The organism is uncultured Psychrobacter sp. (genome assembly GCF_947495825.1).
GTDB lineage: Bacteria > Pseudomonadota > Gammaproteobacteria > Pseudomonadales > Moraxellaceae > Psychrobacter.
This window is the reverse complement of record NZ_CANMAH010000005.1, coordinates 67,217-88,368: the sequence shown is the minus strand read 5'-3', so window position 1 is coordinate 88,368 and position 21,152 is coordinate 67,217. Positions and strand designations below refer to the sequence as shown.

23 protein-coding genes and 1 tRNA gene are annotated in these 21,152 nt (G+C 43.7%); 15 read left to right on the top strand and 9 right to left on the bottom strand.

Going from position 1 to position 21,152, the window contains the following annotated elements; genetic code table 11:
* The first annotated feature begins 21 nt into the window (after positions 1-21).
* The 3 genes from Q0895_RS07120 (at position 22) to Q0895_RS07110 (ending at position 3,437) form a co-directional block, all read left to right on the top strand.
* On the top strand, positions 22-1,161 hold the full coding sequence (locus Q0895_RS07120; RefSeq protein ID WP_299187051.1) for a hypothetical protein: 1,140 nt from the start codon (positions 22-24) through the stop codon (positions 1,159-1,161).
* The gene (locus tag Q0895_RS07115; RefSeq protein WP_299187048.1) at positions 1,161-1,964 is read left to right on the top strand and encodes an SDR family NAD(P)-dependent oxidoreductase; all 804 of its coding nucleotides are present in this window, start codon (positions 1,161-1,163) and stop codon (positions 1,962-1,964) included. Before Q0895_RS07120 ends, Q0895_RS07115 begins: the two co-directional genes overlap by 1 nt.
* Before the next feature lie 216 nt (positions 1,965-2,180).
* Positions 2,181-3,437: an amidohydrolase family protein gene (locus tag Q0895_RS07110; protein WP_299187045.1), complete on the top strand. Its 1,257-nt coding sequence runs from the start codon at positions 2,181-2,183 to the stop codon at positions 3,435-3,437.
* 145 nt (positions 3,438-3,582) lie between these two features.
* Here the strand turns inward: Q0895_RS07110 and Q0895_RS07105 are convergent, their stop codons facing one another.
* Both Q0895_RS07105 and Q0895_RS07100 read right to left on the bottom strand, forming a co-directional pair.
* A complete protein-coding gene (locus Q0895_RS07105) occupies positions 3,583-4,374 on the bottom strand; it encodes a glucose 1-dehydrogenase (RefSeq protein ID WP_299187042.1) in 792 nt (263 codons plus the stop codon).
* A 230-nt stretch (positions 4,375-4,604) separates the two neighbouring features.
* A tRNA-Gly gene (locus Q0895_RS07100) sits at positions 4,605-4,679 on the bottom strand.
* Between the two features lie 438 nt (positions 4,680-5,117).
* On the opposite strand from Q0895_RS07100, the gene Q0895_RS07095 reads away from it, so the two are divergent.
* The 4 genes from Q0895_RS07095 to Q0895_RS07080 all read left to right on the top strand — a co-directional run bounded on the left by Q0895_RS07095 (position 5,118) and on the right by Q0895_RS07080 (position 7,565).
* The gene (locus tag Q0895_RS07095; protein ID WP_299187039.1) at positions 5,118-5,930 is read left to right on the top strand and encodes a M48 family metallopeptidase; all 813 of its coding nucleotides are present in this window, start codon (positions 5,118-5,120) and stop codon (positions 5,928-5,930) included.
* 201 nt (positions 5,931-6,131) lie between these two features.
* Positions 6,132-6,452, top strand: coding sequence for a BolA family protein (locus Q0895_RS07090; protein ID WP_299187036.1), 321 nt, complete (start codon positions 6,132-6,134; stop codon positions 6,450-6,452).
* Between the two features lie 146 nt (positions 6,453-6,598).
* Positions 6,599-6,958, top strand: coding sequence for a SirB2 family protein (locus Q0895_RS07085; RefSeq protein ID WP_299187033.1), 360 nt, complete (start codon positions 6,599-6,601; stop codon positions 6,956-6,958).
* A gap of 205 nt (positions 6,959-7,163) precedes the next feature.
* Positions 7,164-7,565, top strand: coding sequence for a hypothetical protein (locus Q0895_RS07080; protein WP_299187030.1), 402 nt, complete (start codon positions 7,164-7,166; stop codon positions 7,563-7,565).
* A gap of 114 nt (positions 7,566-7,679) precedes the next feature.
* Here the strand turns inward: Q0895_RS07080 and trxA are convergent, their stop codons facing one another.
* The gene (gene trxA / locus Q0895_RS07075; RefSeq protein WP_299187027.1) at positions 7,680-8,117 is read right to left on the bottom strand and encodes a thioredoxin; all 438 of its coding nucleotides are present in this window, start codon (positions 8,115-8,117) and stop codon (positions 7,680-7,682) included.
* Positions 8,118-8,212: 95 nt separating this feature from the next.
* Positions 8,213-9,082 (bottom strand): MBL fold metallo-hydrolase, encoded by an 870-nt coding sequence (locus Q0895_RS07070; RefSeq protein WP_299187025.1) that lies wholly within the window; start codon positions 9,080-9,082, stop codon positions 8,213-8,215.
* A gap of 177 nt (positions 9,083-9,259) precedes the next feature.
* Between Q0895_RS07070 and Q0895_RS07065 the strand changes: the two genes are divergently transcribed.
* The 5 genes from Q0895_RS07065 (at position 9,260) to Q0895_RS07045 (ending at position 13,504) form a co-directional block, all read left to right on the top strand.
* Positions 9,260-9,721, top strand: a complete 462-nt coding sequence (locus tag Q0895_RS07065) for a metalloregulator ArsR/SmtB family transcription factor (RefSeq protein WP_299187022.1) — start codon at positions 9,260-9,262, stop codon at positions 9,719-9,721.
* 84 nt (positions 9,722-9,805) lie between these two features.
* A complete protein-coding gene (locus Q0895_RS07060) occupies positions 9,806-11,515 on the top strand; it encodes a SulP family inorganic anion transporter (RefSeq protein WP_299187020.1) in 1,710 nt (569 codons plus the stop codon).
* Positions 11,516-11,714: 199 nt separating this feature from the next.
* Entirely contained in the window at positions 11,715-12,041 is a 327-nt protein-coding gene (locus Q0895_RS07055) for a sulfur transferase domain-containing protein (RefSeq protein ID WP_299187017.1), read from the top strand.
* A gap of 39 nt (positions 12,042-12,080) precedes the next feature.
* Positions 12,081-12,413 (top strand): TIGR01244 family sulfur transferase, encoded by a 333-nt coding sequence (locus Q0895_RS07050; RefSeq protein WP_299187014.1) that lies wholly within the window; start codon positions 12,081-12,083, stop codon positions 12,411-12,413.
* A gap of 230 nt (positions 12,414-12,643) precedes the next feature.
* Positions 12,644-13,504 (top strand): bile acid:sodium symporter family protein, encoded by an 861-nt coding sequence (locus Q0895_RS07045; RefSeq protein WP_299187011.1) that lies wholly within the window; start codon positions 12,644-12,646, stop codon positions 13,502-13,504.
* 68 nt (positions 13,505-13,572) lie between these two features.
* Here Q0895_RS07045 and ahpF read toward each other — a convergent pair whose 3' ends face one another.
* The gene (gene ahpF / locus Q0895_RS07040; protein ID WP_299187008.1) at positions 13,573-15,150 is read right to left on the bottom strand and encodes an alkyl hydroperoxide reductase subunit F; all 1,578 of its coding nucleotides are present in this window, start codon (positions 15,148-15,150) and stop codon (positions 13,573-13,575) included.
* A 504-nt stretch (positions 15,151-15,654) separates the two neighbouring features.
* Here ahpF and Q0895_RS07035 point away from each other — a divergent pair.
* Complete coding sequence (locus Q0895_RS07035; RefSeq protein ID WP_299187005.1) at positions 15,655-15,903, top strand: DUF465 domain-containing protein; 249 nt, start codon at positions 15,655-15,657, stop codon at positions 15,901-15,903.
* 127 nt (positions 15,904-16,030) lie between these two features.
* Here the strand turns inward: Q0895_RS07035 and Q0895_RS07030 are convergent, their stop codons facing one another.
* Together Q0895_RS07030 and ahpC are read right to left on the bottom strand one after the other, a co-directional pair.
* Positions 16,031-16,897, bottom strand: coding sequence for a glucose 1-dehydrogenase (locus Q0895_RS07030; protein ID WP_299187002.1), 867 nt, complete (start codon positions 16,895-16,897; stop codon positions 16,031-16,033).
* Between the two features lie 272 nt (positions 16,898-17,169).
* Entirely contained in the window at positions 17,170-17,736 is a 567-nt protein-coding gene (ahpC, locus tag Q0895_RS07025; RefSeq protein WP_058369458.1) for an alkyl hydroperoxide reductase subunit C, read from the bottom strand.
* Positions 17,737-18,026: 290 nt separating this feature from the next.
* Between ahpC and Q0895_RS07020 the strand changes: the two genes are divergently transcribed.
* Both Q0895_RS07020 and Q0895_RS07015 read left to right on the top strand, forming a co-directional pair.
* Complete coding sequence (locus Q0895_RS07020; RefSeq protein WP_058369459.1) at positions 18,027-18,935, top strand: hydrogen peroxide-inducible genes activator; 909 nt, start codon at positions 18,027-18,029, stop codon at positions 18,933-18,935.
* Between the two features lie 54 nt (positions 18,936-18,989).
* Complete coding sequence (locus Q0895_RS07015) at positions 18,990-19,658, top strand: hypothetical protein (RefSeq protein ID WP_299186993.1); 669 nt, start codon at positions 18,990-18,992, stop codon at positions 19,656-19,658.
* Here the strand turns inward: Q0895_RS07015 and Q0895_RS07010 are convergent.
* Positions 19,639-20,241: a methyltransferase domain-containing protein gene (locus Q0895_RS07010; RefSeq protein WP_299186990.1), complete on the bottom strand. Its 603-nt coding sequence runs from the start codon at positions 20,239-20,241 to the stop codon at positions 19,639-19,641. The two genes, Q0895_RS07015 and Q0895_RS07010, sit on opposite strands and share 20 nt — an antisense overlap.
* A gap of 256 nt (positions 20,242-20,497) precedes the next feature.
* Positions 20,498-21,124: a YgjP-like metallopeptidase domain-containing protein gene (locus tag Q0895_RS07005; protein WP_299186988.1), complete on the bottom strand. Its 627-nt coding sequence runs from the start codon at positions 21,122-21,124 to the stop codon at positions 20,498-20,500.
* Positions 21,125-21,152 lie beyond the last annotated feature (28 nt).

Here is a 21,152-nt window from a genome sequence, read left to right as displayed (position 1 = left end):
TCAATCATAAGGAGATGCATTATGGATTTGCAAGCACTAGGCATGAAAGCGATTAGTGACTTTGACAATGTACGCCAAAGTCCCCTACCTCAAGAGCGCTTACATGCAGCTCGCAAGCAGGCAAGCGCGTTTAGAGAACGCTTTATGGATGAGCCACCTGTTCAATTTTATCAAAGCGCGGACATGGTCAGAGTACCCTATCCAACGTGGTACGCTTACAGCGGCGTCTATACGCAAAGCACTTATAAATTCCCTTATCTTCATATCCTAAACCGTATTTTCATCATTCAATATTATGACTTTTTAGGTGAATTAAAGACCTTGTTGTTCTCCCCTTCTGATATCGAAGCGGATCGCGAGACGCCGTTTTTTAAGCGCCTAACGGACAAGATGCCTAACTGGTCGCCGCTTGAGAATATAGTCGCGCCTGTCATCCGTGATGTGGCTGGGGCACTCGCCGAAGTCGACTTAGCACCAGAAGATGTTGACTACATCAGCTACGATCATCTACATACTCAAGATATACGTCGTTGGCTTGGCACCAAAGATCAAACCGCCTACTTCCATAATGCCAAGATTTTAGTTCATGAACAAGAATGGTTAAGCACCACTGCTTTGCTACCAGTACAAGCGGATTGGTATTGCCCCAATGGCATCGAAGGTGTCGACCCTGATAAAGTTATTAAATTTACTGGTAGCATCCAATTAGGCACAGGCTTAGCACTGGTGCATACTCCAGGCCATACCGAGGGCAACCATTCACTAGTCGCGCGCGTACCAGATGGGATAAGAGTCACCTCAGAAAATGGCGTCGGCGCTGATGCTTATGCGCCTATGAACTCAAAAGTGAATGCCATCCATCGTTATGCTAAAGAAACAGGCATGGAGGTGATCCTAAACGGCAATACGTTAGAAGGTAGTAATGAGCAATATATCTCAATGGTCGTCGAAAAAACCATCGCCGGTCCCTCTAAAAATTCTGACTTTCCTAACTGCGCTTCAAGCAGCGAAGCGACTCCTTATTGGCTGATTCCCGGTCATAAAGTCAGCCATCTTATCGGTGAAGCAAAGTTTGGCAGCTTACAGAAAAAATCGGCAGAAAGTCGCTCAGCACAAACAAGTGCCCCGAAAAATAGCGCATTGCAAAAGGAAAGTGCCTAATGAGTTATTTTACCAATAAGACGGTTTATATCACTGGCGCAGCCTCTGGTATTGGTCTTGAGACTGCTAGACAGCTCATCAAGCAAGATTCCAACTTAGTATTGTTTGACGTACAACCTCTTGATGAGGTGCTATCAAGCTTGCAAGCTATGAATAAAAATGACGCTTCAATTGCAACCTATCAGTTGGATGTGACCGATGCGGATATGACCACTCAGCAAATCGCTACGGCTGCCGAAAGCTTATCGCCAGACATTTTAATGCATTTTGTTGGGATTACAGGGCCTTGGACTTTTGATGATATGAGCCAAGAGCAGTTTGAGCGAGTGATGAATATCAATCTATTTGGTACGCGCAACGTACTGGCTGCCGTGCGTCCGTTTTTGTCACGTGGCAAGCAAGTCATGGTTACCGCTTCCATGTCATCCTTCACTGGTAGTTATGGCTACAGCTCTTATAGCGCGTCAAAGTTTGCCATTTGGGGCATGATGCAGTCGCTAAGCTTTGAATGGAAGCCATTGGGTATCGATATCACCGTATTCGCGCCGCCGCCCATAGATACACCGCTTACCCAGTCTGAGGTCGGCGTTATGTCGCAAGCTGGCGTCGGTATGAAAAAACTAGCAGGAGAGCTCAAAATTGAAGGCGCGGTTAAATCCATGCTAAAAGGCGTAGAAAATCGCGAATTTTTAGTAGTGCCAGGCGTAATGGCAAACTTAATAAGATTACAGCTGCGTTTTTTCCCAGTGAAATGGGTGAATTGGATAGGTAATAAGACTGTAGCCCTATCTATGAAAAAATAAGTCATTTACTAGTCAAGTACGATAAGAAAAGCCGAGCACATTGCTTGGCTTTTTTGTGCAAAATAATCTACCTTGCCCTATCACGTCTACATAACTCCCACTTAAAAAAAACAACAACGGATAGTGGATGTCTTTTCAATACTCTATTCTATTAAATCGTCAAGACAGTCTTGCAAAGAACAATAAGCGAATACTACTTAAAATAGGATAATAACAGTGACCGATTTAACAATAAAAAATGCCAGACTAATGGATTATCAGTATCCTGTCGATATTCACATAAAAGATGGACATATTGCTAGTATAGACGTTATCAAAGATGATATCACTGATAACGAATCGGACAAAAAGTCTAAAACTTCCAAAAACGTTTACGATGCTAAAGACAACTTTGTATGCTCAGGGTTTTTTGAAAGTCATATTCATCTTGATAAAGCCTGCATTTTAGATAGGTGTAGCGTACAAGAAGGTACACTTAAGGAGGCGGTTGAAGAGACAGGTAAAGCTAAAGAAGATTTTACCGAACAAGACGTATTTGAGCGCGCCTCAAGAGTCATTGAGATGGCAATAAAAAAAGGCACAGTAGGTCTACGTACCTTTGTAGAGACTGATGAGAAGACAGAATTACGTAGCTTTGAGGCGATAAAAAGAGCGCAAGATAGGTACGCTTTTGTCATCAATATAGAGATATGCGCCTTTGCTCAGTCGGGTCTCACTACCAAACCCAAAACTCATGAGCTGTTGCAGCAAGCACTTGAGCAAGGCGCTGATTTAATAGGCGGTTGCCCGTATAAGGATGAAAATCCAGACCAGCATATCGAGATGATATTCGATATCGCTGAGCAGTTTGATGTCGATGTCGACTTTCATTTGGATTTTGATTTAGATCCACAAGGTTCAAGCATTCCAAAAGTAGTAGAAGAGACTATTAAGCGTGGCTATCAAGGCCGCGTCTCTATCGGTCACGTTACCAAACTGTCAGCTATGGATAAAATGAAGCGCGGTGAGATGGCAGGATTGCTCAAGCAAGCAGACATCACCTTGATTGTACTGCCAGCTACCGATATCTATATCAACGGTAGCAACTATGAAGCCCTGATACCTAGAGGCACAGTCAATGCAAATCAATTTGCAGCGTTGGGACTTAATACAACAATCTCTAGCAATAATATTTTGAACGCCTTTACACCTTATGGTGATGCGTCATTAATTAGAATGGCCAACATGTATGCCAATATCGCACAACTATCTACGGATGATGAGCTTACCGATACCTTTGATATGATCACGAAAAATGCTGCTAAATTACTAGCGACTAAGAGCAATATCACCGTTGGCGCACCAGCAACTTTAGTCATATTAGAAGCTAAAAACGCGGTAGAGGCTATTCGTATCAATGCACAAGCGCTAGCAGGCTTTAAAAACGGTAAGCAGACTTTTTGTAATGAAGCGGCTCATATTTGCTTTGAATAAACTCGCTTGAGCCTTTGCACTGATGAAAACACGTAAATTGCTACCATAACGTATTAACATTAGAATAAAAAAGCATCATCTAACGCGATGTCAGATGATGCTTTTATTTTAGTACTTTGATTTCAATGCTTTTATAGCGTTAATATTAATCCAAGGTTTGCACACCGCCGCCATTTACAAACAGTGTCTGACCACTCACCCACTCAGATATAGGCGCGGCAAAATATAGCATAGCGCCAGCGATATCCTCGGCTTCGCCCAAACGCTTAATAGGCGTATGTGCTAGCATCTTCTCTTCAATCTCAGGTGTCAATACACTCTCTAACGCAGCCGTGCGCGTCGCGCCAGGGCCAACTGCATTGATACGTACTTCTGGGCCGAAGTCATGAGCTAGGTTGGCTATCATATGGTTGACTGCGGCTTTTGATCCTGCATAACCACTCATATTTGGACTTTTATTGATACTCGACATAGAAGTGGTGAACACAATAGAGCCATAACCTGACTCTTTCATATATGGCACGCACAACTGACATAAGCGCCAGCCACTAAAAACATTTAATTCAAAATCACGGCGAATATCGTCAACTGATATCTTGGCAGGGTCTTCTTTACCGCCCCCACCGCCACCAGCATTATTAATTAGTACATTAATAGTGCCAAACTCAGCAACCACCTTTTCTACCATACTGACTAGATCTTCATCTTTTAAAATATTACACTCAACTGCTAGAGCTTTGACACCGTATTTTTCGATGTCTCTGACCGCAGCTTTAGCATCTTCTAATTTTAAATCAGCAATAGCGATATTAGCGCCCGCCTCTGCTAAACGCATTGCGGTTGCTTTGCCAATACCGTTGGCACCGCCAGTTACAATAGCCATCTTACCGGTGAGATCAAACAACTGGTCAAATGCTTTAGGTTGAAAGTCTTGCATACTTATTCCTTATAATTGTTATTTATCATGTCTTAGTCCTTACTTAGTATGCGCGCTTACTCTAAAATAAGTATTTCAATTCATCCGTATTTTGTAATCACTTTTTGAGTGTACGCTGACAGATAGGCGCTGATAAATAAACAGGTACTGATAAAGAGAGGCGGGAAATTTCACCCATAAAAAAAGCCTCACTATAAAGTGAGGCTTTAGTACTCTTAAAGAGCCATATTTGGAGCGGGATAAGAGATTCGAACTCTCGACCCCAACCTTGGCAAGGTTATGCTCTACCACTGAGCTAATCCCGCTAAATATCAAATCGCAGTGTTATTGATAACGACTACGTCTCGATAGGCTGGCTATTTTAGCAAATATTCTGGGACTGTCAATGCCTTTTTTCAAATTTATTGCTAAAAACGCTAGATTTGGTCTTAAGTCTGACTAAGCATCAGCATAAGCTATTAATTTAGTAAGCAATATTATTCATTTATAACGCAAGGCAATAAAATAATATTTCTATCTCGCACCATCTTTTTACTTACAAGGATACGTTGTTTTGTTACTTTTCCTACCTTTGTTTTTCATCAATAACATTATTATACTTATGTTTAACAAAAGTTCGGGTAAAATTTTATTAGGTATGCAGATTGGCAAGCGATAAGAAAATTTAACCAACAGCTTATCTGTCTATCCACTATGTTGTCTTTGTTCAATTTTTTCTACTATTTATAATGAGGATATTTATCATGAAAAAGATGCTTACTACTACGGTGATGGCAGCTTCGTTGTCGGCACTTGCTCTAACAGGTTGTACTAGCACAACCAATAGCGGTGCCGTTGGTGTTGATCGTCAACAGTTATTATTGGTTTCTAGTGAACAGGTACAGCAATTGTCAGCCCAAAGTTATAATAAGAACTTGCAAGAAGCTCGCAAGCGTGGTCTGCTTGACACTAATCAGGCACAACTCAATCGTCTAAAAAACATCTCTAACCGTTTGATCGGACAAGTTGGCACATATCGTCCAGATGCCGCAAAGTGGCAATGGGAAGTGCATACCATTAAATCAGATCAATTGAATGCTTTTGTTATGCCGGGCGGTAAAATCATGTTTTATTCAGGCATCATCGACCGCCTGAACCTGACGGATGATGAGATCGCCGCGATTATGGGTCATGAGATGTCTCACGCTCTTCGTGAACATTCTCGTGAGCGCCTCTCACGTGAGTACGCAACTCAAACTGGCATCGGTGTCGCCGCGAGCATCTTTGGTCTATCGCAAGGTCAAGCGCAATTAGCAAACGTTGCAGGTGACCTAGGTTTGAGTCGTCCGCATAGCCGTACTCAAGAAGCAGAAGCCGACCAAATCGGTCTTGAGCTAATGGCACGCGCAGGCTATAACCCACAAGCTGCGATTACCTTATGGCAAAAAATGCAACGCGCCAGCCAAGGCGAGCCGCCGCAGTTTTTGAGCACTCACCCAACCAGCAGCAACCGTATTGCGCAGCTGCAATCATTAATGCCTAAAGTCATGCCGCTCTATCAACAATCACGCCGTTAATTCACTCACGCCAGTTCAGATTGGCTATAAAGCAGAGTACAGACTATAGTTTGTATTCTGCTTTTTTACTGCTGTTGTTACAAGATTAACGTCTATTGAATGCCAAAGTATCATTAGTAGTGTCTGCTATAATAGTGGTAACAAATCGCCAAAAGGCGCTAACACGTAACAGACGTTGACACGATATAAAAAAGGACTGCTATGAGTACCACACCTACCGCTGATGCGCTACATACTGAGCTACAATCATTACAACCGCAGCATATTGAGCTGATTAACGAATCGATGAATCATGCAGGCTACTTTGATGGTAAAGAAAGCCACTTTAAACTCACTATCGTAAGCGATGCCTTTGAGGGCAAGCGTTTGGTCGCTCGTCATCAACTGGTTTATGGACTAGTCGCTCCCCTACTCACTTCTCAAGGCGGCTCGGTACATGCATTGGCTATTCATGCCTACACACCAACAGAGTGGCAAGGTCAAAGCCCAGACAGCCCCTTGTGCGCTGGTCAAAACACCTAAGTCATTTTATTTATATAAAGGGTGTAATGTAAAACCGATACCATATTACATGACGATCAAAGTGACCGTTAAACATGCTTGCACGCTATATTGACGTGTTGCCTGCATCGCTGCATGATTAGATTACTTTAAAGGGATAATACTCAATGAAACATTTACATATGCTGATGGCTGTCCTAACCATTGGACTGTTTTTATATCAAAGCTATCTGGTATTGAGTGCCAATAGACGCGCACCGAAGGCGGTGAAGATAGCCACGCATATCATCTATGCTCTCGTCATCGGCTCAGGTGCCATTATGCTGATGCAGCTAATAAGCGCAAACGCTCCAGTACAGTGGGTATTTGCCAAAGTCATTTTGCTAGTCGCCGCCATTAGTGCCAGCGTAAAAGCCTTTCATAACCACGCCACGCCTGGCCAAAGAAAGACAGGGATTTTGATCTCTGCGATTGCTTATACAGGTATCGTAATACTTGCTTTTGCCAAGCCTGCAAACTTATTTTAGTAAGTGACTCAATTATAATGAGAGATTACGAGGCATAGCTTGATATAAGCTATACAAGATTTATAGCCGACGCCTCATGTTTATTTTGCAGTGGAACGACTATGTTTAAGCAGATTGAATATTTAAGAAATGATATATTTTTCAATATCTTAATCTGTGGTTTTTTGCTATCTTAAATACAATCACTTAGCCTTATGGAGCTATTATGAAAACTTTCTCTGCCGCGACACTACTGGCCACAGTTGGCGTTTTTGCTCTTGCAGGCTGCGCTTCGACTGGCAATATCACCCCGCAATACGTGCCACCAAGCACGTACCAAAACTATGACTGTCAAGCGCTCAGCCAAGAGTACAACCGCGTAAACCGTTATGTCGAATCAGCTCGCAGTCAACACTCATCATTGTCCACTTCTGGCGTAGGAGTCGGCGTCTCTGCTGGACGCTGGGGCATCTCACCCAATATTAGCTTTGGCGTGGGCAAAAGCAACAATACCAAAGCACGCGATGCAAAACTTTCACGGCTCTACGGCGAACGTGATGCGATAGTCCAATCTGCTCGTATTCAGCGCTGTAGCTTTGCTAATGGCATAAAAATTTATGGCGAATAAATAAGCGATTATAATATCGACCATATTATTTCGTTTATTACTCCAGAATAAAAAAGCCAATACGCCATCGACGTATTGGCTTTTCTAGTTTATACCATAAATCTGGTCCAGTAGTTATGTTTGCAGGCTTTGTACCCACTGGACGATTTGCTGAGTTGGCAGCGCGCCTGACTGCCGCGCGATCTCTTTGCCGCCTCTAAACGCTACCATCGTCGGCAAGCTGCGAATATTATAAGGCGCGGCGGCTTGCTCGTATTTGTCCGTTTGGACTTTGGCGAAGACCACTTGCGGCAGCTGACTGGCAGCGGCTTTAAACTGCGGTGCCATCATAATGCAAGGCTGACACCAGCTCGCCCAAAAATCCACAATGGTCAATACGTCGTTTTTTTGAATGACTTTGTTGGCTGTTTGCGCGTTCAGCTCATGCGGGCTAGCAGTCAATAATGGCTGGCTACATTTCCCGCAGTTTGGCGCCGCATTTAGCTTAGCGGCTGGTACGCGGTTGGTCGCTTGGCAGTGCGGACAGACCAGATGAGAGTATTGTTCAGTCATTGTCAGACTCCTTTTTTAGCTATTATCTTTTATTGTTATTAAAGGGCTATTTGTTTATTTAATATAGCATAACTTTATATTCACCGATTAACCCATTACCCCAAGGCGTTGAGCGGCACTTTTAGATAACGCACACCATTGTCTTCTGGTTCTGGAAAGTTTCCGGCATCGATATTCAGCTGTACCGACGGGATAATCAGGCGCGGCATTGCAAGCGTGGCGTCACGGCGCTCGCGCATCTGCACAAACTCTGCCTGATTGATACCATCTTTGACATGGATATTGCCTAGCTTTTGCGCGGCGACCGTGGTGGTTGGGCAGTGCTTACGCCCTTGACTCGGATAATCGTGACACAAATACATGACGGTATCCTCAGGTAGCGCCAGTAGTTTTTGGATAGACTGATACAGCATTTTGGCATCGCCACCTGGGAAATCGCAGCGCGCTGTACCCACATCAGGGGCAAACAACGTATCTCCAACAAATACCACGGTTTTTTCTGCATCGGCCGCGACATACGCCATATCTGCACGCGTATGACCTGGCACATACATCGCTGTGATGGTAATGTCACCAAGAGCCAATCTCTCACCGTCGTCCGTCAAAATATCAAACTGACTGGCATCGGTACGAAAACTCATATCGAAGTTAAAAATTTGCTTAAATATTTTTTGTACTTCAGTGATGTGTTGACCCATGACCAGCTGGCCGCCGAGTATTTCTTTGACATGAATGGCCGCTGATATATGATCGGCGTGGGCGTGCGTTTCGATAATATACACGAGCTCCCAGCCCTGCTCGCGGACAAACGTGATGACCTCATCGACGCTGCTGGTAGCGGTGTGGCCCGATTTGGCATCAAAATCTAATACAGGATCGATGATGGCGCACAGCTTTTGTTGTACGTCAGCCAGTACGTGTGTATAAGTCTCAGTGTCGCTATGTAAGAAAGAATGAACTTGCATGGCAGCCTCGCTATAAGAATGTTTTAATCTTTAAATACTTTTTAAGTATAATATTCAGTCGTATATAATGTTTAAAATATTATCAACTTATCCATGATTAGTAATATAACAACTACCTAATAGTTTATCAATTTATATAATGTAAATAACTATAACTTGCTATAATTTGCGATATCATTGATAATTAACCATATATCGTTAGATAATAGAGCAACATTTAACGCTATCTTATATAAGGAGCTCACTCTGACTACCTCTATTTCAGCATTGGATACATCTACTCACAACACCAGCGATGATGCATCTTCTAATGCAGCAGACTTTGCCCCTATCGACCTTGCCAAACAAATGCAACAAGCATCCATGCAAGCCAGCCAATTATTAAAATCGCTCTCGCATCCTGATCGTTTGCTGCTATTGTGTCAGCTGACTCAAGGTGAATACTGCGTTGGTGAGCTTGAGGGCTTGGTTGGTGTTGGTCAGCCAAGTTTGTCACAGCAGCTAGGTATATTGCGTAAAGACAATTTGGTTGCTACCCGCCGTGAAGGCAAGCAAATCTACTACAGTATCGTAAGCGAAGATGCTTTAGCGGTACTAGAACTACTGTATCAACGTTTTTGTGCCAAGCCAGAGCAATAATATAGTGCTGCATTCCAACTCTTTAACTTAGCATAAAGATGCTATTCATTGTGATAACACCCTTTATTGTGATGACGTACTGATATGTCTTCTATCGCTGCTCGCCTGATTCCTACGTGGCTGCGTCAATACCAGCTAGCTACCTTACCAACTGACGTCATTGCAGGGTTGGTCGTAGGGGTGCTTGTCATTCCTCAAAGCCTGGGTTACGCAGTATTAGCAGGGCTGCCACCTGTTTATGGCCTGTATGCCGCGATTGTACCCGTCATTGTCTATGCTTGGCTTGGATCAAGTAACGTCCAAGCAGTCGGACCGGTGGCCATCACTGCGATTATGACAGCGAGTAGCTTACTTCCGTATGCCGATGCAGGCGCTGAACAGTACGCTCTTATGGCAAGCCTTCTTGCATTTATGGTAGGGGCACTGCTCTGGATAGCTGGACGTCTCAAGCTTGGCTGGATCATGCAGTTTATCAGTCGCGGAGTGTCGGCAGGCTTTGTCAGCGGCGCGGCGGTACTTATTTTTGTCAGTCAGCTGAAGTATTTGACCGATATACCAATTGCTGGCAGCAGCTTGATTGGCTATCTATCTACCATGCAGATGCACGTGCGTCAGCTGCATCCCTTGACTCTACTCATTGGCATCGTTGCTTTTGCGCTTTTGGTAGCGAATCGCTATGCGAGTGAATGGGTATGGCGCACGTGGCTATCAGCGTCCTATGCTAAATGGGCCGAGCGCTTATTTCCGCTAATATTGCTCGGTATAGCGATTATACTGAGTATGGCATTGCATTGGGGCGAGCTGGGGGTTGCGACCATCGGTAGTATTCCGCAAGGGCTACCGAGTTTGACCCTGCCTCATATACCCGATGTACAAGAGGCGCTCAAGCTTTTGCCAACCGCAGGACTGATGGCGCTGATTATTTTTGTGTCTAGTAGCTCAGTTGCGAGCACCTATGCACGCCTGCGCGATGAAAGCTTCGATGCCAATCGTGAGCTGACAGGACTTGGACTTGCCAACTTATCTGGCGGACTGTTTCAGAGCTTTGCGGTCGCTGGTGGTTTTTCGCGTACTGCCATCAATGTTGACTCAGGGGCCAAAACCCCAATGGCTAGCCTAGTTACTGTGGTGGTGATGATAGCCGCACTGATCGCTTTTGGTCAAGCACTCGCGCCGCTACCCTATGCGCTGCTGGGGGCGACTATCATGGCCTCTATCATTGGGCTTATCGATGTCGACACCTTAAAGTCGGCATGGCAGCGAGATCGCTTGGATGCAGCAAGCTTTATAGCAGCGTTCGCAGGCGTACTGATACTTGGCCTAAATACAGGACTGGTCATCGGTTTAATGGTATCTTTTGCTAGCCTTATTTGGCAATCGAGTAAGCCGCATGTCGCCATCGTTGGTCAGCTGGGCGGTACAGGACACTTTCGTAATATCAATCGTCATGATGTAGCGACTTTCGATAATTTATTGCTCTTGCGTATTGATGAGAGTCTGTTTTTTGGCAATAGTGAGTCGGTGCATCGTCGTATCCTAAAGGCGTTACAACAATACCCAGACGCGCGTGAGCTTATCTTAATCATGTCAGCTGTCAATCATATCGACCTGACAGCCCAAGAGATGCTCGGCACGCTTAATAAGGAGCTGGCACTGCAAGATAAGCGTCTGCACTTTAGCTTTGTAAAGGGACCCGTCATGGATGTCATCGGTCATACACCGCTGATTACTGAGCTATCAGGGCAGGTCTATCTAAGTACGTTAGATGCGGTCAACGCCTTAAAAGATGGCTAGCGAATGCTTTGTTTTACGACATCGTATCAATCGCTGGTATCGCCTGCCACAAAATATCGTTATGATAAGGTATGCGCTATGCTGTTTTTTGTATAGACAAATGAGTTGAAATAGCCTCTAATAATCTCCATCTCATTACTGACTTATTACTCTTTAGCCTTTAGTAAACCTACTTTGACAAATCCAGTTGAATCTAGTTATGACCAATGATATAACCATCTACAAGCAAATTTATCCAAGCCAATGTATCAAAATTGCAGAGCTTGGCTATCGCTCAGTACTTAACATACGACCTGATGCTGAGGTTGATATGCAGCCTAATAGCTGTGACTTTACCAATGCTGCTGAGCAAGCAAGCCTATCCTACCGGCACCTTCCTTTCGATGATGAGCGTTTGAGTATGCTGACAGTTGAGCAATTTGCCGCGCTTTATCACGCGTTGCCCAAACCTATATTAATGTTTTGCGGGACTGGGGCGCGTGCCAAGCTACTGTACCAAAGTGCCTTGATGCAAGGTTTGTTGTAATTTATAGTTTATGTACGTTTAAATAATTTAGGAATTTTTATGAGCCATCAAGTTAGTATTACTGGACAAATCACCCCTGATCAAATCCCTATGATTGCTGAAAATGGTTTTAAAACCATTATTAATAATCGTCCTGATGGTGAAGAGCCAGGCCAGCCAACCAGCGCAGAGATTGAAGCGGCTGCTACTGATGCAGGTCTCGCTTATAAAGAAGTATCTTTTGCTGGTAGTGAGCTTAACCAATATCACGTCGAAGAATTTGCGGATTTCTTTAATCAAGCCGAGCAGCCAATGCTGATTTTTTGCCGTACTGGCAATCGCTCAACTGGTATCTATGAAGCCGCTAAGCGTATGGATTTATTAGACGACTGATTTATTTAATTTAAGATAGGTAATGCAATCTAAAACCGATGTAATACCATCGGGATAAGTCTTGACAGTCAAAACTCAGCGAAATAAATAAAAGCTCATATAAATATATGGGCTTTTATCGCATCTGTAAGTATGTTTTAGGGTATATTTATAATGTTATTGCCACAAGGAATGTGGATTATTTGAACAGTCATTTTAATAACGACTGACAATTTTACAAGGAATGTTTCATGAGTAATACTGCATTGGCTCTGCTCCCTTTAGCGCTTGCCTACATTATGTTTACGTTAGGGACAGGACTCAAACCTAGCGATTTTAAAGTTATCATCAACTACCCCAAAGCCTTTTTTGTCGGCTTAATCAACCAAGTCATGGTGGTCCCTTTAATCGCTTTAGCAGTTGTCTTAGTAATGGCGCCACCACCTGAAATTGCTTTTGGTGTCATGCTGATTAGTTTTTGCCCAGGCGGTGTAACCAGTAACATGCTTACCTATTATGCTAAAGGTAATGTCGCACTTTCTGTTGCGCTCACTGGTGTGGTCAGCTTATTATCAGTCGTCACCTTGCCTATCTTAATTACTTTAGCCTTTAAGCACTTTATGCAAGACCAAGCAGGCTCTATTAGCGCTGTCAAAATCGGTCTTGTCATGTTTTTATTGACGACTCTGCCCGTGACCCTCGGTATGCTTGCTCGTCGTAAATTTACCAATTTTATGGTGCGTAGGAGCAGTATTCTAAACAGCTTGGCCAGTATCTTTTTCGTGTTGATTGTTTTTGCAGCCATCGCTTCTAACTGGGAACTACTAAAATCACAGTTAACATCAATGGGACTTGAGCTAATCCTTATCATCATGGCGTTATTTGTATTAAGCATTTTGATTTCTAAGGTGCTAAAGCTCAGCTGGTTTGACACTAAGACGATTTCGATAGAGACCAGCATCCAAAACAGTACGACTGCCATTACTTTAGCCCCTATCATTATGGGTACAGCTACAGGTTTGCCAGCTATTGCCCTACCTGCTGCTGTATATGGCGTACTCATGTATGTGATTGCGCTACCGATTATTGCTTTGATTCGAAATAAGAACTAATTGTATCTGACATAAAAAAGCCACCTCAAAAGAGGTGACTTCTTATAGTAACTTTATAGCTGAACAGCTTACTGCATAACCAAGTATTCAAACGCTGATAATGCCGCTTTACTCCCCTCGCCCATTGCAATGTTAATCTGCTTAAATGGCACAGTCGTGACGTCACCACAAGCAAAGATACCTTTGCGGTCAGTGCGGCAGCGCTCGTCAATTTCAATCTCACCAAAGCGGTTCAAATCAACAAAGCCTTTGATAAACCCAGTATTTGGTACTAAGCCAATCTGGACAAATACCCCTGACAAGTCAAGCTCGTGCGTCTCACCTGAACTGTGATCTTGATACACGATAGAAGTCACTTTGCCATCAGTCGCTTTAATCTCTTGCGTCGCTGCACTAGTGATAAATTCGATATTGTCTTTTTCTTTGGCTTTATTAATCAACACTTGATCCGCTTTTAATTCATCAGCGAACTCAAGCACCGTTACATGCTTTACAATACCTGAAAGATCTAACGCCGCTTCCACACCTGAGTTACCACCGCCAATGACTGAAATATCTTTACCTTTGAAAAAAGGACCGTCACAATGCGCACAGTAAGCAACACCTTTACCGACGTTTTCTTCTTCGCCTGGTACACCAAGCTTACGCCACTGAGCACCAGTTGCTAGGATAATACTGCGCGTCTCAAAGCTCTCACCTGTGTTTAGGTGAATGCTGTAGTTTTCGTCTTTGGTCTCACCAATCTCTTTGACACTGACATGCTCTTTTAGCGTAATGTTATATTCACCTAGATGTTTAACAAAGTTGGTCGATAAGTCAGTACCGTTAGTTAAAGGTACAGAAATCAGGTTTTCGATATCCTGCGTATCTTTTACCTGTCCACCAATACGGTCAGCGACCATCGTCACTTTAAGACCTTTACGCGCCGTATAAATCGCTGCCGCGACCCCAGCAGGACCTGCACCGATGATAGTGACATCTTGCTGCTCTAACTGCTCTTCGTCATCGCTCGCTTCTGCTAACAAGTCAGGAAACTGATCTTGTAGCTTTTCAATCAATTTTGCCGTATCGATGAGACCATTAGCAAATGGCTTACCGTTTAAAAAGACTGCTGGTACGCCTTGGATATTGTTCGCCTCGACCTGCTCTTGGAACAACGCGCCATCAATCATCTCGTTGCTGATATCATCATTTAACAGTGCAAATTGGTTCAAGGCCTGCACAACTTCTGGGCAGCTGTGACAAGACAACGATACGTAAGTTTGGAACTGTAAAGGCTTATTAAAACGCTTGATGAGCTTTTGAATGCCTTCATCTAGCTTCAACGTATGCCCACCCGCTTGAAGTATTGCTAAGATAAGCGATGTGAACTCGTGCCCACCTGGGATACCGCTGAACACAATGCCTGTATCGGTAATTACATCATCAATGTGACTACGAACTGCAAAGCTAATTGCGCTTGGCAAGCTGTCGTCGTTTGCTTGTGCATCAAAGTTAATCTTATCGGTGGTACCAGCGATTTTGGTCAAAAATTCAACTAGCTCACTACGTTTTTCATGCTCGCCGCTACCCAATACAAAGGTTATCGGGCGAGTCATGTTTTCACTATAGCTTTTGACAGCATCTAATAAATTTTGATCTATCATGTTTGTTCCTCATTATTATTGGATATGTAACGGCAACTGTCATATTGCACGTTCAAATATGGATTATTGATTACTGATAATCTTGTTAAAACTGTGTTAGGCAATATGCTTGTTCCCTTTAATGTCTCTATTATCATAGGTTTCAGAAATTTGGGCAAGCTGGTAAACTCAAACTTTACGTTTTATAAAACCAATCATAAATGCATTTATTTAATTAAATATAAACTTATGGACAGATAATAGCCATGGTATAGCCCTTGTTTTTTCGCTACAATCGAATGAGGCGAATAGGAAAAGTTCCTATTTGTCTCGTGGCAGATTCGCTTTTATGCTGGTTTACCAAAAGCCATTTCTGCTGATATTAAGCTTTATCACTATTGAATCAAACCTCAACTAGGTTCAATAAAACCTAAGACTCACAATCATAGCAACGCATCGTGACAACCTTTATGACAAGACACTGACGCTTATTGCATGGCTGTGCTTTATAACAAGGATGACAATATGAGAAAGACTGATACGTTACAAGACAATAGAGACATTATTGCCGAGCTTAAGCAGAAAGATAGCCATTTTGCCAGTATTTTCGATGAGCACACAGCGCTCGATCAGCAAATCAATCAGCTTGATAAAGATCTGGTGACACATGCCAGTAGAGATGAAGAAATCGAAAAAATGAAGCGACGAAAGCTACAATTAAAAGATGAGATTTATAAAATAATTGATAAAAACAAACTACAGTCTCAGGCTTAGCACTACACGCCCTAGTGCAAAAATACAAACATTTTCTAGTAGAATAAAAACCCCATCAACTTTTGCTGATGGGGTTTTTATTTCGTAGCATAACTAGCTAATAGTTTTAAATATTAGTCAATAGTTATCAACCGCCTATAATTTCACCGCCATTGACGTGGATTACTTGTCCTGTCACATAGCTTGCATCATCGCTTGCTAAGTACAAGTAAGCAGGCGCGACCTCATTGGGCTGACCGGCGCGACCCATCGGATTGTCTTGGCCGAATTTTGCAACTTCATCAGGCTCAAATGAGGCGACAATCAGTGGTGTCCAAATCGGCCCTGGCGCAACACCATTGACACGAATGCTTTTGTCTGAGCCAGATAGATTATTGGCAAGCGCGCGCGTAAAAGATAAGATTGCACCTTTAGTGGCGGCATAATCAATTAGATGATTACTGCCGCGATAGGCGGTAATAGAAGTAGTATTAATAATACTGCTGCCTGATTTCATATGCGGTAGGGCAAATTTGCTCAACCAAAAATGCGGATAAAAATTGGTGTGTATTGTGTTGTTAAGCTGGTCGGTACTGATATCAGTGATGGACTGTTGTTCCACTTGGCGACCCGCATTATTGACTAAAATATCGATTTTGCCAAACTCGTTAACCGTTTTATCAATGAGCTTTTGGCAGTTTTCTTCATTTGATAAATCGGAAGCAACCAATAAACAGCGGCGACCATAGGACTCAACGTGATGCTGCGTCTTTTTGGCATCCTCATCTTCACAGAGATAGCTGACCACCACATCTGCGCCTTCTTTGGCAAATAAAATCGCTACCGCTTGACCGATGCCGCTATCAGCCCCCGTCACAATCGCGACTTTGCCAGCCAGCTTACCGTTTGGATACTCTTTTGGCAGTACCTCGGGCGTCGGCTGTTGTTGTTTTTGTGAGCCGGGCAAAGACTGCTCTTGCTGAGGAAAGCCATCATTCGCTGATTGATTAGTCATGATTTTACTCCTTTATTATCATATTCATTTTTATAGTAGTCGTGATTAAACGAGTTTTTGAATAATCCACCGCTTCTTATCGTTTGAAGCGTGCTATCAGCATAAGTAATCTAAAATGAAAATTGGGTAAAATCTGGTGTCAGCCTGTAGATAAGATGTAAAATAAAAAAGACTCTATCAACGTCTGCTGATAGAGTCTTTGTCTATGATACTGGCTCTAAACATACTTAGTAGCCAGTCCCATAGAAATATCTAAATAATGCATCAACTACTTAGATTTTACCAACCAAATCAAGGCTTGGTTTTAGCGTTGCTTGACCTTGCTCCCAAGCGGCTGGGCATACTTCACCATCATTGTCACGAACGTACTGAGCGGCTTTAATTTTACGGACCACATCTTTTGCGCTACGGCCGATGCCTAGATCATGGATTTCAGCCACTTTGATGAGGCCATCTGGATCAACGATGAAAGTACCGCGAAGCGCTGCATTGTCTTCTTCGATCATGATGTTGAAACCGCGAGTGATTTTACCAGTGCCGTCACCCAACATTGGGAAAGTTACTTTACCAATCGCTTCTGAAGAGTCGTGCCATGCTTTGTGCACAAAATGCGTGTCAGTTGATACTGAATATACTTCTACGCCTAACTCTTTTAGCTCTTCGTAATGGTTTGCCATGTCTTCAAGCTCAGTTGGGCAAACAAAAGTGAAGTCATGTGGGTAAAACATAAATACAGCCCAGCTACCTTTTACGTCTTCTGAGGTGATGGTTTTGAACTCACCGTTTACGAAAGCTTCTGTTGAAAATTCTGGGATTTCTTGATTAATAATAGCTGCCATGATTGGCTCCTTTTTTGATTAAATATTAAGTTAATTGTTGATTAAGTATTTGACCTTTTTTACTAAGCCTTTAACTCTTTGGGCTACATGACAAACTATACCCGAATTTTATGGTTAATCCAGTTAAAAGTTTTTAATGTGATGTTTTGTTTTATTAAACTTGTTAAACTATTATCTCTAGTTTTTATCATCAGTGCTGTATGCGTGCATGCTGGCCTGTTAGTAAGCAAGTATCTTACATCAATCATCTGACAAGATAGCATTAAAAAGCCCATAAATAGAGAGGTTTTATGATTACTTTACGTCAACTTGAATTTGCCTTAGCCGTCGCCAAACATCGCCATTTTAAGCGTGCTGCTGAAGAGTGCAATATTTCACAGTCTGCGCTGAGTCTCGGTATCGCTGAGCTTGAAAAACAGCTAGATACGCAGATTTTTGAGCGTAATAATAAGCAGGTCCTGATTACCCCAATTGGGCAAGATATTTTGACACGTGCCCAGCGGGTGTTTTCTGAAGTCAGTGATTTGACCACGCGCGCGCATAGCCATCAGACCCCGCTTGCTTATCCGATGACGGTCGGTATCATTCCAACGATTGCGCCGTACTTGCTTCCTAAAGTACTGCCCGCGCTGCGAGAGCATTATCCTGAGTTTCGTATGACCATCATCGAACAGCAAACCGAGCGCTTACTCGAGCAGGTACGCTACGGCCATATCGATACTGCCATTATCGCCCTACCTTATGCCGTCGATGGGCTTCACAGTTTTGAGTTTTGGAGTGAGGACTTTTTTGCGGTATTCCCCAAAGACGATATACATGCCAAGCTTGATAGTATTAACTCTGATGAGCTGGCGACGGCCAATTTGATGCTCCTTGGTGAAGGTCACTGCTTGACCGATCAGACGCTATCGGTCTGTCATTTCGATCGCGAACAGATGAAATCGAGCTTTTCTGATGCCAGTCTCAACACTTTAATTCAGATGGCACTTGCCAACATGGGTACGACGCTGGTGCCAGAGATGGCGCTAGATCAACTGCATTTGCAAAACCGCAATGCTGTCGCGATACCGCTTGCCGAGGCAGGTCCGCATCGTCATATTGCCTTTGTCACACGCTTAAACTATGCGCGGGTCGATGATGTCAATTTGCTGGGTAAAGTGTTTAAACAGGCGTTTGAAGATGCTGCAAACAAGTCCTAAGCTGCAAGACTTAGCCGTAATGAGCAGTAATGAGCAAAACAACTTAGGTGAGGTATGAGCCAATTTCCACAAATAACCCTTAATTCTGGTCATTATTTTGCCCGGCACTTATCTGCGATAAATAGCGATAACAAGCCGGCGACAGGCCATGCGCTGTGGCAAGATATCGCTGCTCGCTATAACGAAACGACACGCGCTTATCATACCTTACGCCACCTGCAGCAATTGTTTGGAGAGTTTGAGCAAATCAAGCACAAGCTTAACGATCCTCATATTGTCGCATTAGCCCTGTTTTATCATGATGTGATATATGACCCGCTGCGTACAGACAATGAGCAAAAAAGCGCCGAGTACGCAGCAGAGACGTTACGCCCGTATCTTTGCGCTGAGCAGTGCGAGCATCTCTATGCGCTGATCATGATGACTGCTAACCATCAACTTACGGGACTATCCGACCCTGACAAAATCAGTGATGCCGCTTATCTGTTGGATATGGATTTAAGCATTTTGGCTGCGCCTTGGCCACAGTACGAGCGCTATGCGCAAGCGGTGCGCCAAGAGTATAGCCATGTGCCATTAGCCGAATATCGTACAGGACGAATGGCAGTATTAAACAAACTATTGGCACATCCAACGCTTTATCTAACTCATTATTACTATGAGCGGCTTGAGACGCCAGCGCAAGCAAATATCCAACGTGAGCTTACTTTGCTTGCAGCTTAATAAACAGCTCGCTGCCTTGCCGTGCCGGATGTGAGTTATAGCAGCGCTCCATAATATCGATATCAAAATGGCTGGCAAAACGCTGCTGATACGCTTCTTTTGTACCACCAAAGGGCGGCTCATCACGGCCAAAATCGACATCGAACAACACGCCAACCAGCTTACCTTGGGGTTTGAGCAGTGAGGCCATTTTTCTGACATAATCATCGCGGCGTGAAGGGTCAATGGCACAAAAAAACGTCTGCTCAAGTACCCAATCAAACTGATACTGCGTAGGCGATAACTCAAAAAAGTCGGCACAAACTAAATGCTCAGATGGAAAGTCAGGATAGCGCTCGGCAAAGTCATTGATGGGCGCTGGAGCAAAGTCCACCAATGTCACGTTAGTAAAGCCTTGCTCATACAAATAGCCTACCTCGTAAGCATTCCCCGCTCCTGGCACCAAAATAGCCTGCGCCTTAGCAGATTCAGGCAACTGATCTATATAGGCTTTGAGCGGTGGCGACACTTGTCCCATATCCCAACCGATACTGTCTTGCTCGTAGCGCTGCTGCCAAAACTCGGATTGACTGACATTTTCCATATTATGTTTATCCTTAATTTCTTATTTTAAATAATACGTTTTGTACTGTTATAGATTATCATATCAGTATTATATAGGTTACTTGGCGTTATTATTGACATAGTCGCTCCACTTTAAAAAGAACATAGCTCTACTGGGATGCTGTTTTTAAATGTAGGTTGCGCAGCCTCTAGGTTCGCAGCACGCAAGGAAAATTTATACCAGTAGCACGCTGGCATAGCTGTATCGTTTTTATATGGGATTGACCATACCATTCTTAATCCAACTGCCCTGTCTTGCCTGCCAGCATATCGTGCCAATACCGATAATCTGGCATCGCGGTCGCCACCGTTTGCCAAAACTCATGGCTATGGTTGGCATGATGCAGGTGGCACAGCTCATGGACGATGACATATTCGGTGCATTCAAGCGGATAGGCAGGCAGATATACAGACAGCCAAATACGACGCGCGCGCGTGTTGCAGCTGCCCCAGCGCGTGTGCATCTTTTTTAGGCGTATCTCATTGGCATAGGCACCGACCACAGGTTGCCATTTGTCAAACAATAACGGCATGATAGCCGCAAGCTGCTCACGGTAATAGGTCAGTTTTTTATCATGGCTGAGGGTCAGGGATTGCTCAATCCCCCATAACAGCATAGGACTGTCGGTAGTTGAAGAGTCCGCTAAAGGACGGTGTTTACGCTGGTGCTGCTCTAAGACCTGTGCGTGATTGTCGATTGCCCAAGACACACGCTTGGCAATGGCTTTCTCGATTTGCACGGTACTGATAAAAGCCGGTGCGGAGACCATCAAGGTGTACGGCTTTAAGCGAAAATTGATGTTTTTGACGCGTTTTTTATGGACTTGCAGCTCTATTCCTGCCTGCGCAAGATGTTGTCTCACCGCATGTAAACTGATGGCGTGTCTCCTT